Source organism: Nostoc sp. PCC 9305 (assembly GCF_963920915.1).
Lineage (GTDB): Bacteria > Cyanobacteriota > Cyanobacteriia > Cyanobacteriales > Nostocaceae > Nostoc.
Genome location: NZ_CAWUDN010000086.1, coordinates 13,831 through 35,197, shown reverse-complemented (window position 1 = coordinate 35,197; position 21,367 = coordinate 13,831). Strand labels below are relative to the sequence as shown.

Genomic DNA, 21,367 nt, shown 5'->3' with positions numbered 1-21,367 from the left:
TCTTACTTAATTTGTCAAGCTCACCCTATACCAAATTAGATGAGCTTACCCTGCTATACATCACGGTACATCACGCACCGAAGATAGGCTAACTTTATTCTCATGCTATACATCTACTTCTCCCGATCGCCCAGAAGTTTGTACTCAATATCGAGACAATACTTTTCCTCAACCACAGTTAACTGAACCAGTCAGTCATAGCACCATATAGTTCAGTTAAAGTAAGCTGCTTGTTAATCTAAAAAACCGCTCAAGACTATTGTTGATGAGGTTTATAACAAGTTAAGTTTTCAAATTTGCCAAGTTTTGTTGTCGTCAATATTCCTATCGAGGTTATTCATTCATGCTCTTCACTCCAACTGCACTCAAAGACGCATTCATCATTGATTTAGAAGAAAAGCCAGACCACCGTGGTTTTTTCGCTCGGTCTTTCTGCGCTCAAGAATTTGAAGCACATGGATTAAAGCCAACAGTTGCCCAATGTAACTTGTCTTTTAATTACAAAAAAGGCACTATCCGGGGAATGCACTATCAAGTTCTGCCAGCAGCAGAAACAAAATTGATTCGCTGTACTAAAGGCGCAATCTATGACGTAATTATTGATATGCGTCCTGAATCTCCTAGCTTTTTATCACACATTGGTGTAGAACTAACCCCAGAAAATCGCCGCGCTTTGTATGTTCCAGAAATGTTTGCTCATGGTTATCAAGCGCTCACCGATGAGACTGAAGTTGTATACCAAGTGGGCGAATTTTACACCCCAGGATATGAAAGAGGTTTACGCTATGATGACCCATTCTTTAACATTGATTGGCCTCTAGATGTGACTGAAATCTCCGAGAAAGATTTAAATTGGCCCTTGTTGAGAATGATGACTGTTGGCGTATAGACTATTTCTCTGTGCCAGGTGTTTTCCACACAACACACTGGCTTCTCTGTATGAGGTAAGGTACTTCCAAAAAATATACCATCGCTATAGAGGCAGGGGGAGGGAATATGCAAGAGCAACTCATACCAAAGAAAAGTTTGCCCAAGCCTACAGAAATGCTATGGAGCAAATTATCAAAAATCATAGCCGGAAAAACAAACTGCTGTTATAGCATCTAGCAAGCAACCAGTTAGTAGCTATCATTAATGATAATTCCTATAAAAATGTACTTAATGTTTAGCTGTAAAAAATTATTAAGTGCAAAATTATCGAGAATTTGTAACACAACAAACAGTTCCAAAAAGGAGTTTAGTTCATGATTATTATCGATCGCGCCTTACAAGCCCGTGCAGCAGCAGGAAATCCTATCAAGGTGGGAATGATCGGTGCTGGTTTTATGGGTCGAGGAATTGCCAACCAAATTGTCAATTCAGTGCCAGGAATGGAGTTAGTTGCTATCTCTAATCGTCAGATTGGTGCAGCTAAACAAGCTTATTCGGAAGCAGGAATTGAAGATATCCAAGTTGTTGCAACTATCAGCGAATTAGAAGATGCGATCGCTAACGGTAAGTATGCAGTCACAGAAGACGCTAAGTTACTGTGTCGGGCTGAAGGCATCGATGCATTAATCGAAGTCACAGGTGCAGTGGAATTTGGCGCTCAGATCGTTATGGAAGCGATCGCCCATTGCAAACATGTGATTATGATGAATGCCGAACTCGACGGCACCATTGGCCCCATCCTGAAAGTGTATGCCGACAAAGCAGGTGTGATTCTCAGCGCTTGTGATGGCGATCAGCCAGGGGTGCAAATGAACCTTTATCGCTTTGTAAAAAGCATTGGTTTAACTCCCTTATTGTGCGGTAACATTAAAGGACTCCAAGACCCCTATCGCAATCCCACCACCCAGGAAGGATTTGCTAAACGTTGGGGTCAAAAGCCCCACATGGTGGCTAGCTTCGCTGACGGAAGCAAAATTTCCTTCGAGCAAGCGATCGTTGCCAATGCCACAGGCATGAAAGTCGCCAAACGGGGAATGTTGGGATATGACTTCAGCGGTCATGTCGATGAAATGACCCAGTTATATGATGTTGAACAACTCAAAGAACTAGGCGGTATTGTCGATTATGTAGTTGGAGCCAAACCAGGCCCAGGCGTATATGTATTTGCCACTCACGACGACCCCAAGCAACGCCACTATCTCAACTTATATAAATTAGGCGAAGGCCCACTTTACAGCTTCTATACTCCTTATCACCTCTGTCATTTTGAAGTTCCCTTGTCCGTAGCGCGTGCTGTTTTATTTGGTGATGCCGTTATGTCTCCACTAGCAGGCCCGTTAGTAGATGTTGTCACCACCGCCAAAATTGACCTGAAAGCAGGAGAAACCTTAGATGGCATCGGTTACTACATGACCTACGGACAATGTGAAAATTCCGATATCGTCCAACAGCAAAATCTTCTACCAATGGGTTTAGCTGAAGGGTGCCGCCTCAAACGAGATATTTCTAAAGATCGAGTCCTCACTTATGAGGATGTAGAATTACCTGAAGGCAGACTCTGCGACCAACTACGAACTGAGCAAAATGCCTATTTCGCTCCAGAAAAAATCTTAGTAGCAGTTGGATAATATCGGTTCTCAAAACATTTGCCACAAATGAATTGGCTGTAGGGGTGTACAGCTGTACGCCCCTAATACGTTTCGGATAAGATCCCCCCGCCTGCGGCGACCCCCTTTTTAAGGGGGTAAAAAGAAGAAAAAGCCCCCCTTTTTAAGGGGGGTTGGGGGGATCTCCGACGCCCCTACCAACGTATTTGTAACAATAATTTCATCAAGAGGATAGAAAGCTGTACTGCGGGACACTAAAGTTGTTGATAGTAACTTGCTGGGGAGCGTTTCAACAAACCCGATCGAAACTTTAGGTCAAATTTCATGAAAATTGCTCTCGTCCATGATTATTTAACCCAGCGAGGTGGGGCAGAGCGTGTGTTTGAACTGCTTTGTAAGCGCTATCCTGAAGCAGATATTTTCACATCTTTGTACGATCCCCAAAAAACTATCGATCTAGGCGATCGCATAGTTAATACAACCTTCTTGCAAAAGATTCCTGGTGCAGCAAAATATTTTAGGTCGATGGCTCCTTTATATTTTCCTGCCTTTCGTGCCTTGGATCTGCAAGACTACGATTTAATTATTAGCAGTAGCACCAGCTTCGCCAAAGCAGTGCGAAAAAATCCCAATGCCCACCACATTTGTTTTTGCCATAACGTTACCCGTTTCTTATGGGATACAGCAACTTATTTAAGAGAGTACGGGGACTATAGATATTTTGCTCCTTTAATCGAACAAGTATTTCAAGTCATGAGAAAGGTAGACTTGAAATATGCACAGGAGCCTGACCTTTACATTGCTAATTCTAGTGTTGTTGCCCGCCGTATTGAAAAGATTTATGGCAAAAAGGCAATGATGGTGAACTATCCAATTGATACTAGTAAATTTGTTTTTTCAGATATAAAAGATGAATATTATCTGGCCTCCGCCCGGATGATCGGTTATAAGCGACTTGATATAATAGTCGAAGCTTTTAATTGGTTAGGGTGGCGGCTATTAATATCTGGTGACGGGCCAGAACTAGCACGGTTAAAATCCAAAGCATTACAAAATATTGTGTTCTTGGGACACGTAAGTGATAGAACCCGCAAAGACTTGTTTTCCAAAGCCAAGTCTATTATTGTCGCAGCCTTAGAAGATTACGGGTTAGTTCCAGTAGAAGCTAATGCAAGCGGTACACCAGTCATCGCTTATGGAGCAGGTGGAGTATTAGATACTCAAATACCAGGTGAAACAGGAGTCTTTTTCAAAAGACAAACACCCGAATCTCTACAAATTGCATTACAAGAAGCCAATGGCATTTCTTGGGATTACGATCGCATCCGCAATCATGCTGTAGCAAATTTTTCAGAAAATGCATTCTTTGGCAAGGTTGAGCAAATTATTAACCAAGCTTGTGGCGTGCAGCAATTATTCATTTGATTTCTGAATCTCTTTCCACTATCAGATTACCTATTTATTTGCTCTCTCCTCATTAGCGGTTCGTAAAAAAGTAGGTATTTTTCGGAGAATCTCTTAGCGTAAGTCTTGAAGACAAGGATATAAAAGTGGTTCAAACTAGTCTAAATCCTCATCTAGCTCCAGCTTCTGAAAGTGAACCAAGTTACGGGCAAATGTTTGCCGTATTTGTGCGGAGATTTCCTTGGTTCTTAGCAGTATTAATTAGTTCTATTGCTATTGCCAGCATAGTAACTGTAAAAACAAAGCCTACTTATAAAAGTTCTATGCAACTGCTAGTAGAACCTAACTATCAAGGTAAAACGGAAGGTGGTGCGGGGGTAGACAATCAGTTTACTGACTCTAACGTGGTCATAGATACTGCCACTCAGCTTAACTTGATGCAAGGTTCGGGACTCATCCAGAAAGCAGTTGATAAACTTCAGTCTAATTATCCAGATATAACTTCAGCTGAAATTAAAGCTTCTTTGGTCTTAACTCAAATTAGGAGCAAAGAAGATAATGTCGCTACTAAAATATTTCAAGTTGAATATACTGCTGGAGATCCAGAAAAGACTCAAAAAGTTCTAGATGCAATTCGACAAGTTTATCTGGAATATAACAAACAACAACAGACTTCGCGTTTACAAAAAGGTCTGCAAATCATCAGGGAACAGTTAAGTAAAGCCAGTGAAGAAGTAAACGCATCTGAAACAAATTTACAAAGATTTCGTAGAAATCAGAACTTAATCGATCCAGAGTCACAGGCCAAAGCAATTGAAACAGCTTTGAATAATCTTTCCCAAGAAAGACAGACAACTCGCGCTCAGTATGGAGAAGCTTTAGCACGCCAAAAATCTTTAGAAGAACAACTTAATCGTTCTCCCCAAAATGCTCTAGTTGCTTCTCGTTTGAGTCAGTCTACTCGCTATCAAGGTTTACTAAACGAAATCCAAAAAAGCGAATTGGCACTAGCACAAGAACGCTTACGCTTTACAGATCAAACTCCGAGCGTGCAAAAGCTGAAAGAACAGCTTCAAGGACAAAAGGAGTTGTTGCAACAAGAAGTAGGAAGAACTTTAGGCGGAAAATCTGCTGGTGCATTCACTTCTGGGGACTCTCTTCTCGAAAAAGGACAACTGGGCCAAATCGATCTCAGCCTTGCCGGTCAGTTAGTAGAAACGCAGACAACTATAGTTGCTTTAACTGCTCGCGATCAAACTTTGGCTCAGAAAGAAAACGAGCTACGTTTGGAAATCAAACGCTTCCCGCCTCTGTTGGCTTATTACAATCGGATGCTACCGCAGTTGCAATTTAGTCGTGAAAGATTAGAGCAGCTTTTAAGAGCAGAACAACAATTACGACAAGAACTTTCCAAGGGTGGATTTAATTGGGAAGTGGTAGAAGATCCTCAAAAAGGCGCACAATTAGGCCCCAATCTCCAACAGAATTTGCTGTTAGGTGCTGTGGTTGGCTTAATGTTAGGAGGCATTGCTGCCTTTATTCGCGAATCGGCTGATGATGCAGTTCACACCACTGCTGAATTAGAGAAGCAAATGGCTATGCCGTTGTTGGGAACAACTCCCAAGTTACCGCCAGCCAAACCCAGAGAATCAATGATCAAGTTGCCTTTTGGCAAGCCAGAAGTTCTCGCACCCTGGACGATTCAGGTATTGCAATCTCCACCGCGTTGGGAATCGCTGGATCTGATTTACAAAAACATTGAACTTTTAAATACTGTTACTAATTTAAAATCTTTGATGATTACCTCGGCTTTAGCCGATGAGGGTAAATCAGCTTTGGCGTTGGGTTTGGCAATGAGTGCTGCTCGTTTACACAAAAGGGTACTGCTGATTGATGCCAACTTACGCGATCCCAGTTTGCACCATCAACTGAATCTTCCTAATGAGCAGGGGCTTTCAACTTTATTGGCGAGTGATACAACTCTACCCAACCAAATTAGTCTTCAATATTCAGGCTCCGCCTACATCGATATTTTGACCGCTGGTCCCAAACCTACCGACCCAGCTAATCTGTTGAGTTCTCCGCGGATGATGCAATTAATGGCAGCATTTGAGGAAAATTATGATTTGGTTCTGATAGATGCGCCCCCAGTTCTCGGTTTGGTGGATGCAATGCTTACCGCATCATCTTGTCGTAGTGTGATTATGGTGGCAAGCATTGGTATTGTGACGCGAAGTCAGCTTAATCAAGCGACAGCTATGCTGAGTAAGTTAAATCTGATTGGGGTTGTAGCTAATGGGGTATCAAACTCTAGTAGTAATTACGTACCTAATGTCAAACAACAGCAATTGGCTCTACGTCAAGCTGTAGAAAAGTAGCTAGTACTGCAAGGCGTAAATTCAGCTACCATCTTAGCTAAACAAGGGGCTTAAGCCCCTTGTTTAGGAAATGAGAATAACTCATTGTTTAGTTCTTATTTATATTTATGTATAAACCGTATTTTCTAGATTATGTGCCAAAAAAACCTAATTTCAAATAGTCAAATTAGCAACCTGATAAACGAAAAACTTTATTGACGGGTTTGGAAATACTTTTTGGGGTGCAGTCCGTGACGTGCTCTGAGTCTGTAACCATCTGCGTAGACAATAGCGGGTTCATTCTCAGCATGAAGTCGATCTTGATCGTCTACAGATAATTTGACCGGACGCTCACAAACAATACAAGTACGTTTAAATGGCAAGAACCAACCACATTCTGTAACAACTGCTTGCAGAATTGACCACAAATTTGAGTCATGAACGCATCCAAGAACGGAGATACAAAAATCAAATAGACTACACCAGACAGTTAATTCCTCATATTTAATCCAGCCATAAGAGGGTTCTAAACTCCAAGAACGCTTGTAGATAAGAGCGTTGCGAAGTTGTTTCAAGACACCATCACTTAGTTGTTCAGCTATTGCCCTCCAAAGTTTATCGATGAGAATCAGGTTTGGATACTCCTCTCTATGATATCGATACAAATGACTGCTTGGTATTTGTCCACGACATTTTTGTTTTACTAGTCTTCGAGCAGTGTATAGCCCATCAGCAAATATAATTTCAGGGGTGTATGTGTATGGTAAATTGTTAACAGTATAGAACTGCTCAATTGCCAAGGTAGCTTTCTGACGATCAATAGGAGCAAGTTGAAGTGCTACTTCTCGCCATTGCCTACGATAAGCTTCCAAAATAGTTACTTGATCGTTAGTAAGAGTTTGAACCTCGATACGTAACTTTTGAACCAGTAGCTTCTTCAAATCTCTATCTGGTTCCCATAAAAGCCAATTTTGATCGAGCAAGTGGACTGGAAGATTCTGCAAAAGTAGTTTTCTAACAGAGAAATCTTTTTCTGCTTGATACCATTGAGCTTTCCATTGATTTGGCAGAAGCATTCCATACTGTTTTGGTAATTTGATTCCATGATGAGCGTATACGCGCAACCCATCCAAAAATTCCAGCGCAGGTTCTCCCTTTGCATGTAAGCGTTTTTCAGTATCAAAAGAAATGCGTATGGGGCGATCGCAAACAATACAAATTTCTTGAAATGGGAAAATCCAACCACACTGTATTAATAAAGCTTCAAAGATTTCCCAGTGTTTCTGGCTATGTTCCCAATTTAGACAATTACTCAACCAATCAAGATAACAGCCATCACATGCCCACGATTCAGGAGCAATATAAAAATCAGAACTATAGTGATAATACCAAGATTGGGTTTGTAAAGTTGTCCATATTTCTGGTTGTTCGCCTAACTGTAACCATACTTCTCTTATCAATAAATAATTTAACTGGTTGCGTAACTGAGAACTCAGCGCCTGGTTTGGATATTCAGTAAGTCCTGCTGGATATACTCTTACATGTGAATGTCCGGTTAGTTGAAAGGTTAGTTCTCCCTTAAGATGTTTGTGAATTTGCTGACTTAAATTATTGAGCGGAGCGTAATTCCGACTCTCAATCAATTCTTTCAATATTAAAATAGCGCTATACGGGCTATTTGTGAATCGCAATAAAGGAGCATTCACATTAAGTAATTGATATATCTGATGAATTACTGCTGTTACTTTATCATAATCGATTCTATTTGTATTGGTAGCAATAGCTCTCCACTTTTCTTTGTAGTTTGAAACTAGAGCAAGTTGCTCAACTGTAGGACGAGTAAAGCTCATATTTGTCTAAAGAAAGTTATATAAACTAAGTTTAATAAATCTCAGTAGTGATTGTGGTTTAAATGTAATACATAGTAGGGTAGCATAGCTATGCTACCCTAAGTTTTGATGAACGAAATTGAATTTTGTTCTTATCAGGAAAATTTCAGTAGATTTATGCTATCTTCACAGATTTTCAGAGCAATCACTGACTCTTTAAAGAATAAATAAAGAAGTTGTTTGAGCGATCGCTATTTCTACAGAGTCTTATATTCTAGAGATTAAAGCACCTTCATAAAGGCTAGAAGACAAGAGCAGACTGGTTTTTCAAATCTATCGAGACAATGAACACTTCAGCGTAATTAAACGTAGATATAGATTCATGGGTAATTTCTCTCTACACTTCTCTACTGTCAGTAGTTTCCGGAAAATCAAGATTTGCCCATGAATGTTAATAGTAGCGGTGATTGCTACCTATGTAATTAGTATCTGTCTAATTTGTAAATCTCTACACCAGCAGAATTCTACGCAATACGTGCTTGGCTGAGTGGCAAATACTATAGCAGATTTTTGGACTTACAACAAGATTCGGATTTGGGTCTTTGGCATTAATAGCCTTTGATAACGCCTCAGTAATTCACTCCTGTATAAACCCAAAGACATTATGACAACTTCAATAATTCCAACTCTAGAGAATTTATATGATGTAACCCAGCCACAGCAAGATAATCGTGGGTACTGCACACTCCTGTGGCGACGGGGTAAGCTGTTGGTGAAGCCGCTTGGAGGAGTGAAACAACCATATCTGGCTTCATTAGATAATAAGCGATCGCTAGTAGAATGCTTACAACATTCTCCAGTAAGTTTGGTCAGCATAGATCCAAAATTGGGTGAGACTTTGCTCAAATTTTGGGCAGATGCATGTGAAGCAGCTCAAAAACCAATATTCCTAAGCATACCCCCTGGCAAAAAACTTCCTAACCAACCCTTCAGACAATTGCAGCGAGTAATTGATTGGATTGCTGCTTTCGTATTGCTGCTATTAGTAAGTCCAGTGATGTTGGGATTGATTGTATTAATGCAGGTTTACTCGCCAGGGTCACTTTTTTGTCATGAATGGCGTGTTGGGGAACGGGGTAAATTCTTTCAAGCGATGAGCTTTTGCACCAACAATAACACACCACTAGGGCGTTGGATGGGTAAATACAATCTCGACAATCTGCCACAGTTATTTAACGTGCTACGAGGTGACATGAGTTTAACCGGATCTCGTTGTTGGACTTTGGAAGATGCAGTACAGCTAAATAAATTACCAGAAATTACAGCTTCCTGGGAAGTAGAGGCACAGTCTCACCTGTTACATCTGGATAGCCAAACTCTGTAATTTATCTGTGCGGTAATTGATGATTTCATTTATCGCACTGAGGCTCAAACAAAAATTATTTATGTAGCATCTGATTCTAGATAATTAGTTTTTCAAACGCGATAAATCGCATCTCTACATCAGGGTTTTGTTGCTCATTCTGAACTGTATCGAGCTATAGAGGTCTACTTTGCCAAACTATTATGATAAAATCCATGAATTTACAGCTTCCTCAACCACTCAGTAATCTGCTCAAAGCTAGCAGCTTTTGGCAGGACAACTATTTGATATTGCGAGAATTTAAACACTTTCGTAAAATTGCAATTTTAGCTTTGGTTTTCTCAATTTTGGCGGCAACCTTTGAAGGTGTAAGTATTGGTTTCTTACTTTCCTTCTTGCAAAGCTTAACTAGCCCCAACGCTCAACCTGTTCAAACAGGAATAGAATGGTTCGATCTTTGGATTTTGGGAGCCAAGACATCAGCAATTAATCGTTTGTATCGCGTATCTTTGCTGATTTTATTGAGTACTTGGTTACGTGCCACCTTCAATTATTTTTCTCAAGTTTATACTGAATTATCTCAACTACATCTTGCCGATCGCTTACGCAAGCAAATTTTTGAACAGTTACAATCTTTATCGCTAAGTTACTTTAGTCAAACTCGTTCTGGCGAACTAATTAACACAATTACTACAGAGATTGAAAGGATCAGACAAGGTTTTAGTGGCGGAGCTTTTTTAGTAACTAGAGGACTAACAACCTTTGTCTACTTAATATCGATGTTTTTGATATCATGGCAATTGACGGTAATATCAGCATTACTATTTACACTTTTAGGCGTGGGGTTGTCAAATCTGAATGCTAGAGTCAGAGAATCGAGTTTTGGCATGACAACTGCTAATGCTAATTTTACATCAACAGCCATAGAATTTATTAATGGTATTCGCACTGTTCATTCCTGTGGTACTCAAGAATTTGAGCGTCAGCGTTACTATAAAGCTAGCGATAAAGTAATAAGTAGTACAACAAAGGTTGTATTTACCTGGACACTTGTGAAGCCAATTGCCGAAGCGGTAGCGACTACGGTATTGATCGGAATGATTATTTTGGCATTCACTAGTCTTGTCACTAATGGAACGCTACAAGTTGCTTCTTTGCTAACTTTTTTCTTTGTACTATTTCGCTTTATCCCATTTGTTCAAGATATTAATGGCACGAGAGCGTATCTTAGTACTTTACATGGTTCAGCAGACAATATTAAAAATCTGTTGAAAAGTGATGAAAAATATTACTTTCAAAATGGCAGAGTTCAGTTTAAGGGATTAAACAGGTCAATAGATTTAGTATCTGTGGATTTTGGCTATGATGATGAAAATCTAGTACTACATAATATTACCCTGACGATTGAAAAGGGAAAGATGACAGCATTAGTCGGATCGTCTGGCGCTGGTAAAACAACCCTTGCTGATTTGATTCCGCGATTTTATAATGCTACAGATGGATATCTTTACATTGATGAAATGGATATCCGACAATTTGAAATTAACTCTCTACGCCGCAAAATAGCTGTCGTCAGTCAAGATACCTTTATCTTCAATACTAATGTTTGGCAGAATATTTCTTATGGAACTCCAGAGGCGACGAATGAGGAAATTCAAGAAGCCGCTAAACTAGCGAACGCACTAGAATTTATTTTGGAAATGCCCGAAGGTTTTGATACCCAATTAGGAGATCGGGGTGTTAGGTTATCTGGAGGACAAAGACAGCGAATTGCTATTGCGCGAGCTTTACTGCGGAACCCAGAAATTTTAATTTTGGATGAAGCAACTAGTGCCTTAGATTCGCTATCTGAGCGCTTAATTCAAGATTCATTAGAAAAGCTATCTGTTGGTAAAACAGTAATTGCGATCGCTCACCGTCTTTCTACTATTTCTAAAGCAGATAAAGTTGTAGTTTTAGAACAGGGACGGATAGTAGAACAAGGTAAGTATCAAGAACTATTGGAACTAAAAGGCAAGCTTTGGAAATATCATCAAATGCAGTATGAACTAAGGCAGCCAGATTAGAGAAAACATCCAATTACTTTGGTAATTAGAACATATTTATCGGCTGTACATATCTACAGCCGTAAATTCCTAAATAAATATGTATCAGTAATTTTGCAAAATAGTAAAACAATAAGATTTTAAACACTTATTATCTCTACAAATAAGTTATTAAAATTAGTCCCATATACTTAAAAGTAATAGAAAATATGTCCCAGGAAATCTTTGACAAAGACCTAATTTATCAATGCTCAAGTTTTGGTGTCGGTGGGAGCGGAGGTGTTGAAACTTATTTAGCTTCTCTGTTTGAACATCGACCACATGATGTTAGCGATCGCGTGATAAAATCGCTGAAAAATATCGATCAAAGACAGTTCAAACTGCTACACATCCACAGTCCAGATTTGCTATTGCAGCTTACAGGCGAATGTCCTGCTATCTTCAGCGTTCATAATCACTCATTCTACTGCCCTAGCGGCACAAAGTATTTAGCAGAGCAACGGACAATCTGCGATCGCAACTTCTCTTACTTAGGATGTACCTGGGGTAAATTCGTCGATAAATGTGGTAGCCGTAGACCTTTAAGAACTCTTAGAGAACTTCAAACCACTCATCAGTTTTTAGATGTCTTGAAAAGGCTAAAAATTACCTTCATTGCCAATAGCGAATATGTGCGGCAAGAGTTAATTCAAAACGGTGTATCCCCTGAACAAGTTATAACGCTACATTGTGGAATTTCTATACCAGAAACAGCAAGTTCAGCCCTAAGCTTGGAAGTACATCAAAATCATCGAATTTTGTTTGCTGGACGAATTGTTTCTGATAAAGGTCTGGAATGGTTACTGAAAACCTTAATACATACAGACCCGAAAATTCAACTTGATATTGCAGGTGAAGGTTGGGAACGACCGCGGTTAGAAAAGTTAGCAAGCACACTCGGGTTGAATAAGCGAATCACTTGGCATGGTTGGTGCGATTCGGATAAATTAGATAAACTTTATCAACAGTGTTTTGCAGTTATCTTTCCCAGTGTTTGGCCTGAACCTGCTGGTCTTGTAACTCTGGAAGCATACTCTCGTTGTCGACCTGTAATTGGTAGTGCAGTCGGAGGAATTCCAGAACATTTACGAGATCGAGAAACGGGTATTCTTGTTCCAAGCAATAATATTCAAAAGCTGGCTGATGCTATTAATGAATTATCTAGAGATTATCAAAAAAGCCGATACATGGGTGAGCAAGGTCATACTTTATTAATGAAGGAATTTACAATGGCTGCTCATGTAAATAATCTGCGAACAATTTATGCAAAAACAATAGCTGAATTCTCTTCCCAAGCCAACAAAGTATATAGTATCTCTCCAGCTACATAAGTTGAATTAAATAGTGCATCTTTTACTTAGAAAATATAAAGTGAGAAAAATATGTCATTACATCAAGAATATCAACAACCTTTAGTCAGTGTTGTTATCCCCACCTATAATCGACCAGACTATCTCAAGCAAGCGATCGCAAGTGCGATAAAACAAACTTATCAAAATATTGAAATTATTATTTCTGATAATTGTAGTTCAGAAAATCCCCAAGCACTTGTCGCGTCTTTTGGTGATTCACGCATCAGATTTTGGCGACATCAGCAAAATGTGGGTATGTTAGCTAATCAGCAGCATGGCTTTAAGATGGCGCAAGGTAAATATGTTGCTAGTCTCCATGATGATGATATTTGGAATGAAGACTTTTTAGCAAAGCTTGTACCACCACTAGAAGCAAATTCTGATTTAATTCTCGCTTTTTGTGACCAATACATTATAGATGCTAATAGCATAATTAATCATGCTGGGACTGAAGAAAATACACGCGGTTACAAGCGAGATAAACTAGCCAAAGGAATTTATAAACCTTTTTCCAAAATTGGATTGGTAGATAAAAGTATACCTACTGCTGCATCTTGCGTGATTCGGAATAATTTGGTGGATTGGTATAGTATTCCCTCAGAAGTTGCTGGGATGTGGGATTTATATTTAACCTATCTATTCTGTATATCTGGTTATGGCGCTTACTATTGCCCAGAAAGATTGACGCGATATCGTGCCCATGAACAAACTGATACTATGCTCAGTGGTAGTCGAGATGTACAAGCAAAAATTCGCAAAGCGAAAAGCGAAATGTTTTGCTATCAAGTATTTATGGAAGACCCTCGGTTACAGGAATTTAGAACTCATTTTCAACAGAAATGGTTAGAAGCTAATACTACTTTGGGAATTGGTTTGCTACGAAGCGAACAGATAGCCGCAGCACGTCCTTATTTTTGGCAAGCGCTGAATCAACAAAAATTTAATGTGCGAACTATGGCAGCACTTAGTCTTAGTTTTACACCGCAATTTTTAGCAAGTAAGTTAATAGGAATATCGAAATAAGGGAACTCCAAGAAATAAATTATCTAATATTGTGGGGTGGGCATCTTGCCCGCCCAATAAACAAAGGCGGGCGAGACGCCCACCCCACAATAAATAATTGAATATTTGTATATTTGGAAGTCCCTAATATCTCAATATCTCTGAGTTGAGGAATTTATTTGTTAAAGAGACCTCTTGCATAAGTTGAATAGACCCCCCTTATAAAGCAGAAGGCGGGAAACTTGAAATATTGCCCCCTCCCTTTTCCAAGCTACGGTGTACACACAAGTCTTCTAGAGTTGCACCACAGCCTTTTGATCCCCCCAACCCCCCTTTTTAAGAGGGGGGCAAAAAGCTCTCAAAGTCCCCCAATTTATCGGGGGATTTAGGGGGATCTACGACGATTTTGGTTTTCTAGAAAGATGTGTGTACACCGTAGCCTTTTCCAAGGGGAGGGGTGATTCAAGAATTTTATCCTTAAGGAAGTAGTGTATGAAACTTTGTATTGTTACTCATAAAATCAAAAAAGGTGATGGTCAGGGGCGGGTAAACTATGAGGTTGCTAAAGAAGCAATTAGTCGCGGTCATCACTTGACATTATTAGCTAGTGAAGTCGCACCAGAACTAGAAGAAAATAGCCAAGTTAATTGGATTAAAATTCCAGTCAAAGGCTATCCTACAGAATTTGTGCGTAATTTCATCTTTGCCCAAAAAAGTGCAGATTGGTTACGTAAACATCGCTCTGAGATTGATTTAGTTAAAGTTAATGGAGCAATTAATCTGGCTGCGGCTGATGTAAATGCTGTACATTTTGTCCACAGTTCATGGTTGCGATCGCCTGTTCATATTTCCCGCAACCGCCGCGATTTATATGGTTTTTACCAGTGGTTATTTACGGCTTTTAATGCCCGTTGGGAAAAACAAGCTTTCCAAAAAGCGCAGGTTGTGGTGGCTGTATCCGAAAAGGTAGCCCAAGAATTAGTCAACATTGGTGTACCGCGTTCTCGGATTCGGGTAATTGTCAATGGCGTTGACTTAGAAGAGTTTACCCCTGGTGAAAGCAATCGCCAAAAATTAGGTTTACCGGAGAATGTCACCCTAGCCCTGTTTGCTGGAGACATCCGCACACCCAGAAAGAATTTAGATACAGTACTACACGCCTTGGTGAAAGTTACCGATTTACATTTGGCGGTGGTAGGTCATATCGAAGGTAGTCCCTTCCCACAACTAGCGGCATCCTTGGGGTTAAGCGATCGCGTGCATTTTGTCGGATTTCGCCGTGATATCCCCGAAATTATGCGGTCAGTAGATTTATTTATTTTTCCTTCCCGATATGAAGCTTGTAGCCTCGTATTGTTAGAAGCACTTTCTTCAGGACTACCAGTAATTACTGCCACAGCTACCGGGGGTGCAGAGTTGGTGACACCAGAATGTGGCATTGTCTTAACCGACTCAAATGATATCGATGCTTTAGCTGTGGCGATGATGTCCTTGGTAAGTGTAGATATGCTCATGCAGCAAATGAGTCAAGCTGCTCGTTCTGTGGCAGAACAACACAGCTGGACTACTATGGCACAAACTTATGTGGATTTATTCGAGGAGTTAAGCAAGAATGCGGAACACCGTTCTGATACCGACTTATCGCCGTCCACAAGACCTCTCACGCTGCCTTTTGGCGCTACAAGAGCAAACTAAACCAGTCGATCAGGTGATAGTGGTTGTCCGCGATACGGATGCAGAAACTTGGCAATTTCTGGCCCAATACACAGCGCACAACTTGCCACTGCATACCGTGAAAGTGACACAACAAGGGGTAGTAGCAGCTCTCAACGCCGGATTAGCAGCAGTGGAGGGCGATATTGTTTCCATTACTGATGATGATGCCGCACCCCACCCCGATTGGTTAGAGCGGATTGCGGCTTACTTTACCTGCGATCGTCACCTCGGCGGACTGGGAGGGCGTGATTGGATATACCACGGCAGCAAATTAGAAGACGAATCCCGCCCAGTAGTGGGACAGTTGCAGTGGTTTGGGCGAGTCATTGGCAACCATCACCTGGGAGTGGGAGAACCCCGCGAAGTCGATATTCTCAAGGGCGTGAACATGAGTTTTCGTACCCAAGCGATCGGACAACTACGCTTTGACGAGCGGATGCGCGGTACTGGAGCGCAAGTACACTTTGAAATGGCATTCACTCTGGCATTAAAGCGGGCTGGTTGGAAGATAATTTACGATCCTAGCGTTGCTGTAGATCATTATCCAGCCCAACGTTTTGATGAAGATCAGCGAAATAACTTTAATGAAATTGCCTTTATTAATTTAGTCCATAATGAAACCTTAGTTTTACTAGAGCATTTACCATTTATCCGCCGGATTGCATTTTTGTTCTGGGCAGTATTTGTGGGTACATGCGATAGTTTGGGCTTAGTACAATGGCTGAGATTTTTACCTAGCCAAGGGCAGTTGGCGGGGAAAAAGTTATTAGCATCTTGGCGTGGGCGTTGGCAGGGATATAAACAATTCGTAATTCGTAATTCGTAATTCGTAATTGAATTCAATTTATTCTTAGCTATAGTAGTCTGTCAAGTTGAAATTGATGGGTAAACAAGTTCGTAGTAAGGACTTTAGTCCTTATTTTCTAAGCACTAAAGTGCTTACTACAAACCTCAAAATTTAAAATTGAATGAAGTCTAAGCAGATACTTTTCAATAGTTTTTTACAAGAAAACTATTCTCCCGAAGAGCGATCGCTACAGGGTTGGATGGCGATCGCAGGCTTTATATTACTAACTGTAGTTTGCTATTTTGGTGGTGTTACTGCCGGATTGCGCCTAATTTATCCGGCGACAGCTTTAGTAGTAGCCTTATTTTTATACTTGCGGCATCCCATTCTCTACATTGGCTTTACTTGGTGGATTTGGTTTCTCACACCCTTAGCGACTCGCTTAGTTGATTATCGGGTAGGGTGGGATGCTAGCCGTCAAATGCTCATAGCACCCTATTTAGTGGTTTTTATTACTATAGCAACATTTTTGCGACACTTTCCCCGCGCTTCTCGTCAAGGGGGTTTGCCGTTTGTTTTAGCTTTTATCGGAGTTTTCTATGGCTTTCTCATCGGTCTAATTTACAACCCACCTATCCCTGTAGCACGCGGATTGATGGATTGGCTCAGTCCGATTATTTTCGCTTTTCACTTATTTATCAACTGGCGAGATTATCCCAGCTATCGCCAGAACATTCAACGAACATTTCTCTGGTGTGTGTTGATTTTAGGAACTTATGGCGTATATCAATTTGTGGTAGCTCCTGAGTGGGATAGGTACTGGCTCATACAATCAAAATTATTCATGAGTTCTGGAAACCCTGTACCTTTCGGGATGCGCGTCTGGAGTACATTACACTCAGTCGGCCCCTTTGGTTCTGTTATGCAGGCTGGGTTACTGTTATTATTGACCGGTTCAGGAAGCTTAATTTTTCCGGCTTCAGCTGTTGGTTACTTATCTTTTTTATTAACACAAGCACGTACTAATTGGGGAGGCTGGTTATTTGGAATAATTATGATTATGGGTTCAGTCAAAGCCAAAATTCAAATGCGCTTAATTACCATAATTGCGGTTATGGCTATTTGTGTTGTGCCATTGACAACTATCGAACCAATTGCTGGAGTAGTAGCAGCACGTTTTGAAACTTTTTCTAATATTCAAGAAGATGGCAGTTTTAAAGATAGATCGGGAACTTACGACAGAAATCTTGGTTTAGCCCTTTCTAATGGTCTAGGTAACGGCTTAGGAAATATTTGGAAGGTCAACGAAAAAACTGGACAAATTGAAGTAGTGGTAATTGATAGTGGCATTTTAGATATGTTTTTCACCCTTGGTTGGTTTGGAGGCATATTTTATATGGGTGGATTAATCTTTTTGATTATTACTGTTAGCAGCTATGGTGAAGGTCGTTTCGATAGTTTTGTCAGTGCTGCCCGTGCCATTGGGATCAGTTCTGCTTCACAGTTAGTTATTGGTAGCGGGATGTTGAGTGTATCAGGGATGATTCTTTGGGGATTTTTAGCTATGGCTATGGCAGGGCATAAGTACTATAGCAATCCTCAGATGTTCTCCAATATTTCTAACTTCTCTAAGAAATCGAGAACCTTTTGAAGAAGAATGCAGAATTCAGAATTCAGAACTCAGAATCAATGAGTGGAGGATTCATACTTTTGCGGACTATCTAACTCTGCGCTATCCACTTTTAGTTAAAAATTAATTCTGAATTCTGACTCCTGACTCCTGATTCCTGAATTCTGTTTCGAGAAATTTTACAACTTAAATAGGACTGATATAGATTATGAAAGTAATTATTGTCATGCCACTGGCCGAGCAACGAGGCGGTGGTGAAATGATGCTTTGGGATTTGGTGCAGCAGGGACGTAATGCTGGTGTTGAGTGGCTAGTGATATTTTTAGAAGACGGCCCGATGGTGGAACAAGTAAAGTCTCTCGGTATTGATGCGCGAGTTGTAGAAAGTGGACGTTTACGCCAAATCCACCGTTTTATTGGCGCTGTTTTGCGGATAGCTGCGATCGCACGCCGCGAACGTGCAGATATAATTGTCAATTGGATGTGGATTACGCATATATCGGGAGGTTTGGCGGCAATGCTGGCGGGCTTGCCTGCTGTGTGGTATCAACTAGAAGTACCTAGCGATAAAACTTGGTTGGTGCGACTTGCTACTTTAATTCCAGCCCGTGCAATTATCACTCTTTCGCAAGATGGCAAGCAAGCGCAGGCAGAGATTTGGCCGCACAGACCAACACCTTTGGTTTATCCTGGTGTCGCATTAGACCGATTTGAGCCGAATGCTTTACCAACTCCAGAAGAAGCACGGCGAAAACTGGGCTTGCCTTTACACGGGCCGTTGATTGGAATTGTGGGACGATTGCAACGATGGAAGGGAATGCACGTATTGGTGCAAGCAATGCCCAAAATTTTACAGAAGTATCCTGATGCCCATTGTGTCGTGGTTGGTGGTAAGCACGATTTAGAACCGGATTATGAGGACTTCTTAAAAGCCGAAATCGCCGCTTTAGGTTTGAAAGACCAAGTAATTATGGCTGGGCTACAGCGCAATATCCCGGAATGGGTGCAGGCGATGGATGTATTTGTTCATGCATCAGATAAAGAGCCATTTGGGATTGTGATTATTGAGGCGATGGCGCTGGGTAAACCTGTAATTGCTGGCAGTGCAGGCGGGCCAACAGAGATTATTACCGATGGCATGAATGGACTATTAACACCTTACGGCGATGCGGAGCAATTAGCGATCGCAATTCTCCGCTATCTTGACGAGCAAGAATTTGCCCACAGTGCGGGAGTCGCTGCTAGACAACGCGCTCTCGATTTTTCAACGCAGAATTATGCCCAAAATTTTATTAGTGCAATTCGCTCTGTAATGCCTAGCCCTTTATCACAATAGTTTTTATAGTAGGACTTACGCACGAGTAACGGAAAACGAACCACAGAGGGCGCAGAGTTCACGGAGGAATGAGAGTTTGAGAGGGTTTTTGCGTAAGTCCTATATAGGTTTGTAGTAAGGACTTTAGTGCTTAAAGATTCAGGACTAAAGTCCTTACTACAAACGCATTTTTACTTTGTAATTAATACCCTTTATACATCTGTGCAATATAAAAAATATTTATGCAAAAGGAATTAAATCAATGTTGATTGATAGCCGCAAATTACCAATAGATGAAATTATCAATACTGAAGTTTGTATAGTTGGTGCTGGGCCAGCAGGAATTACACTTGCACGAGAATTAATTGGGCAAGACTTTCGAGTGTGCTTACTAGAAAGTGGTGATTTGGAATTTAATCAAGAAACTGCATCTCTTGGTGAAGGCGAAACGGTTGGAGATCCTTTTCCACCACTGCAAGATATGCGTCATCGTCAATTTGGTGGAATGGCTAATGTCTGGAATATTGAAATTAATAAAAATCAACTTGGTTTAAGGCACGTACCGTTAGACGAAATAGATTTTGAAAAACGAGATTGGGTTCCATACAGTGGCTGGCCTTTTAGTAAATCTCACCTCAATCCATTTTATGAGCGCGCGCAAGCAGTTTGTAAACTCGGTTCTTTTGCTTATGAGGCAGAGACTTGGGAAAATGCTCAATCTCCTCGGACACATTTCACAAGTGACCGAGTTACTACCAGTATGTTTCAGTTTGGCCCGCGCGATATTTTCACCAATGAATATCGCCACCAAATCAATCAATCTCCTAATATAACTACATTCCTCAACGCCAATGTGGTAGAAATTGAGGCAGACGAAACAGCCCAAACAGTGAAACGCGTGCAAGTTGCTTGTTTATCTGGTAAGAAATTTTGGGTTGTTGCAAAAGTATTTATTTTAGCCGCAGGTGGGATTGAAAATGCGCGTTTATTATTACTATCAAACCGAATTCAAAAGAATGGATTAGGCAATCAACATGATTTAGTAGGTAGATTCTTCATGGATCATCCTTTTATTCGTTGTGGTATGCTTGTTCCGCAAAATCGCAAAATCTTTAATTCGATGGCTTTGTATGACTTACGTCGGGTGAATAATGTCACAGTCATGGGAAAATTTGCGCTCACGGAACAAGTAATGCGCCGCGAGAAATTACTAAATATGACCGCGTTGTTATATCCCAGAGATGAAAGGTATAGATCGGCTGCAAAGGCTTCTGCAAAAATTTTGTTCTCTTCAGTTCGACAAAGACAGTTACCTAAAAATATTTTTCAGCATTTGCAAAATGTAATTACGAATATTGATGATTTAGTAGCTGATTGGTATAAATATAATCTCAAAAAAGAATATTTATTCCCTGATTTAAGTCATGGAGGATGGTCTGAACATGAAGGTAATGAACAGAAATATACAAAGTTTGAAGTTCTTAGCCAAACAGAACAAACACCAAATCCAGATAATCGGGTAACACTCAGCAATCAACTAGATAAGCTGGGTTGTCCGCAAGCAAAATTAATTAATTATTGGAGCGAAATAGATATTTGCAGTGTGAAGCGATCGCAGTTAGTATTTGCACAAGAGTTTGCTAGTGCCGGACTGGGTGAGTTGCAGATTGAATTAGATGGCGATCGTCCAGTTGCTTCTCTTAGTACCCATCATAATATGGGGACAACACGTATGCATCACGACCCAAAACAAGGAGTTGTCGATGCAAATTGTCAAGTTCACGGCATTTCTAATTTATTTATGGCAGGTAGCTCTGTTTTCCCTACAGGAGGCTATGCTAATCCGACGCTTACCATTATCGCGTTGGCAATTCGATTAGCTGACCATCTGAAAGCCGAATTGTCTCACTAAATATAAATTTGCATAAAATCGTCACGTTTTAGATGTAGCTTTTCTTTGTGCCATTCGCTAAAGACGCGATGAATCGCGT

General features: G+C 40.6%; 14 protein-coding genes. 13 read left to right on the top strand and 1 reads right to left on the bottom strand.

The features are described 5' to 3' along the window. Positions 1-343: 343 nt before the first annotated feature. From rfbC to ACM0OX_RS26150, 4 genes are all read left to right on the top strand, one after another. Entirely contained in the window at positions 344-889 is a 546-nt protein-coding gene (rfbC, locus tag ACM0OX_RS26165) for a dTDP-4-dehydrorhamnose 3,5-epimerase (RefSeq protein WP_334837033.1), read from the top strand. A gap of 355 nt (positions 890-1,244) precedes the next feature. Beyond that, a complete protein-coding gene (locus tag ACM0OX_RS26160) occupies positions 1,245-2,558 on the top strand; it encodes an NAD(P)H-dependent oxidoreductase (RefSeq protein WP_334837032.1) in 1,314 nt (437 codons plus the stop codon). 303 nt (positions 2,559-2,861) lie between these two features. Further along, positions 2,862-3,962, top strand: a complete 1,101-nt coding sequence (locus tag ACM0OX_RS26155) for a glycosyltransferase (protein WP_335154682.1) — start codon at positions 2,862-2,864, stop codon at positions 3,960-3,962. Between the two features lie 125 nt (positions 3,963-4,087). Continuing rightward, a complete protein-coding gene (locus tag ACM0OX_RS26150) occupies positions 4,088-6,319 on the top strand; it encodes a GumC family protein (protein ID WP_414517847.1) in 2,232 nt (743 codons plus the stop codon). A 191-nt stretch (positions 6,320-6,510) separates the two neighbouring features. Here the strand turns inward: ACM0OX_RS26150 and ACM0OX_RS26145 are convergent, their stop codons facing one another. Continuing rightward, on the bottom strand, positions 6,511-8,148 hold the full coding sequence (locus ACM0OX_RS26145; RefSeq protein WP_414517846.1) for a DUF6745 domain-containing protein: 1,638 nt from the start codon (positions 8,146-8,148) through the stop codon (positions 6,511-6,513). Positions 8,149-8,791: 643 nt separating this feature from the next. On the opposite strand from ACM0OX_RS26145, the gene hepC reads away from it, so the two are divergent. From hepC to ACM0OX_RS26100, 9 genes are all read left to right on the top strand, one after another. Continuing rightward, entirely contained in the window at positions 8,792-9,511 is a 720-nt protein-coding gene (hepC, locus tag ACM0OX_RS26140; RefSeq protein WP_414517845.1) for a heterocyst development glycosyltransferase HepC, read from the top strand. 194 nt (positions 9,512-9,705) lie between these two features. Further along, positions 9,706-11,556 carry a heterocyst formation ABC transporter subunit HepA gene (gene hepA, locus ACM0OX_RS26135; protein WP_414517844.1) on the top strand — a complete coding sequence of 617 codons (1,851 nt, stop codon included), beginning with the start codon at positions 9,706-9,708 and terminating at the stop codon, positions 11,554-11,556. A gap of 188 nt (positions 11,557-11,744) precedes the next feature. Next, a complete protein-coding gene (locus ACM0OX_RS26130; protein WP_414517843.1) occupies positions 11,745-12,905 on the top strand; it encodes a glycosyltransferase family 4 protein in 1,161 nt (386 codons plus the stop codon). Between the two features lie 51 nt (positions 12,906-12,956). Further along, the gene (locus tag ACM0OX_RS26125; protein WP_414517841.1) at positions 12,957-13,949 is read left to right on the top strand and encodes a glycosyltransferase family 2 protein; all 993 of its coding nucleotides are present in this window, start codon (positions 12,957-12,959) and stop codon (positions 13,947-13,949) included. A gap of 471 nt (positions 13,950-14,420) precedes the next feature. Next, on the top strand, positions 14,421-15,623 hold the full coding sequence (locus ACM0OX_RS26120; RefSeq protein ID WP_414517840.1) for a glycosyltransferase family 4 protein: 1,203 nt from the start codon (positions 14,421-14,423) through the stop codon (positions 15,621-15,623). Then, complete coding sequence (locus tag ACM0OX_RS26115) at positions 15,541-16,470, top strand: glycosyltransferase family 2 protein (RefSeq protein ID WP_414517838.1); 930 nt, start codon at positions 15,541-15,543, stop codon at positions 16,468-16,470. The genes ACM0OX_RS26120 and ACM0OX_RS26115 overlap by 83 nt, the downstream gene beginning before the upstream one ends. Before the next feature lie 142 nt (positions 16,471-16,612). Beyond that, entirely contained in the window at positions 16,613-18,082 is a 1,470-nt protein-coding gene (locus ACM0OX_RS26110; RefSeq protein ID WP_414517837.1) for an O-antigen ligase domain-containing protein, read from the top strand. A 187-nt stretch (positions 18,083-18,269) separates the two neighbouring features. Continuing rightward, positions 18,270-19,397 carry a glycosyltransferase family 4 protein gene (locus ACM0OX_RS26105; protein ID WP_414517836.1) on the top strand — a complete coding sequence of 376 codons (1,128 nt, stop codon included), beginning with the start codon at positions 18,270-18,272 and terminating at the stop codon, positions 19,395-19,397. Positions 19,398-19,638: 241 nt separating this feature from the next. Continuing rightward, positions 19,639-21,288, top strand: coding sequence for a GMC oxidoreductase (locus tag ACM0OX_RS26100; protein ID WP_414517835.1), 1,650 nt, complete (start codon positions 19,639-19,641; stop codon positions 21,286-21,288). Positions 21,289-21,367: the final 79 nt, after the last annotated feature.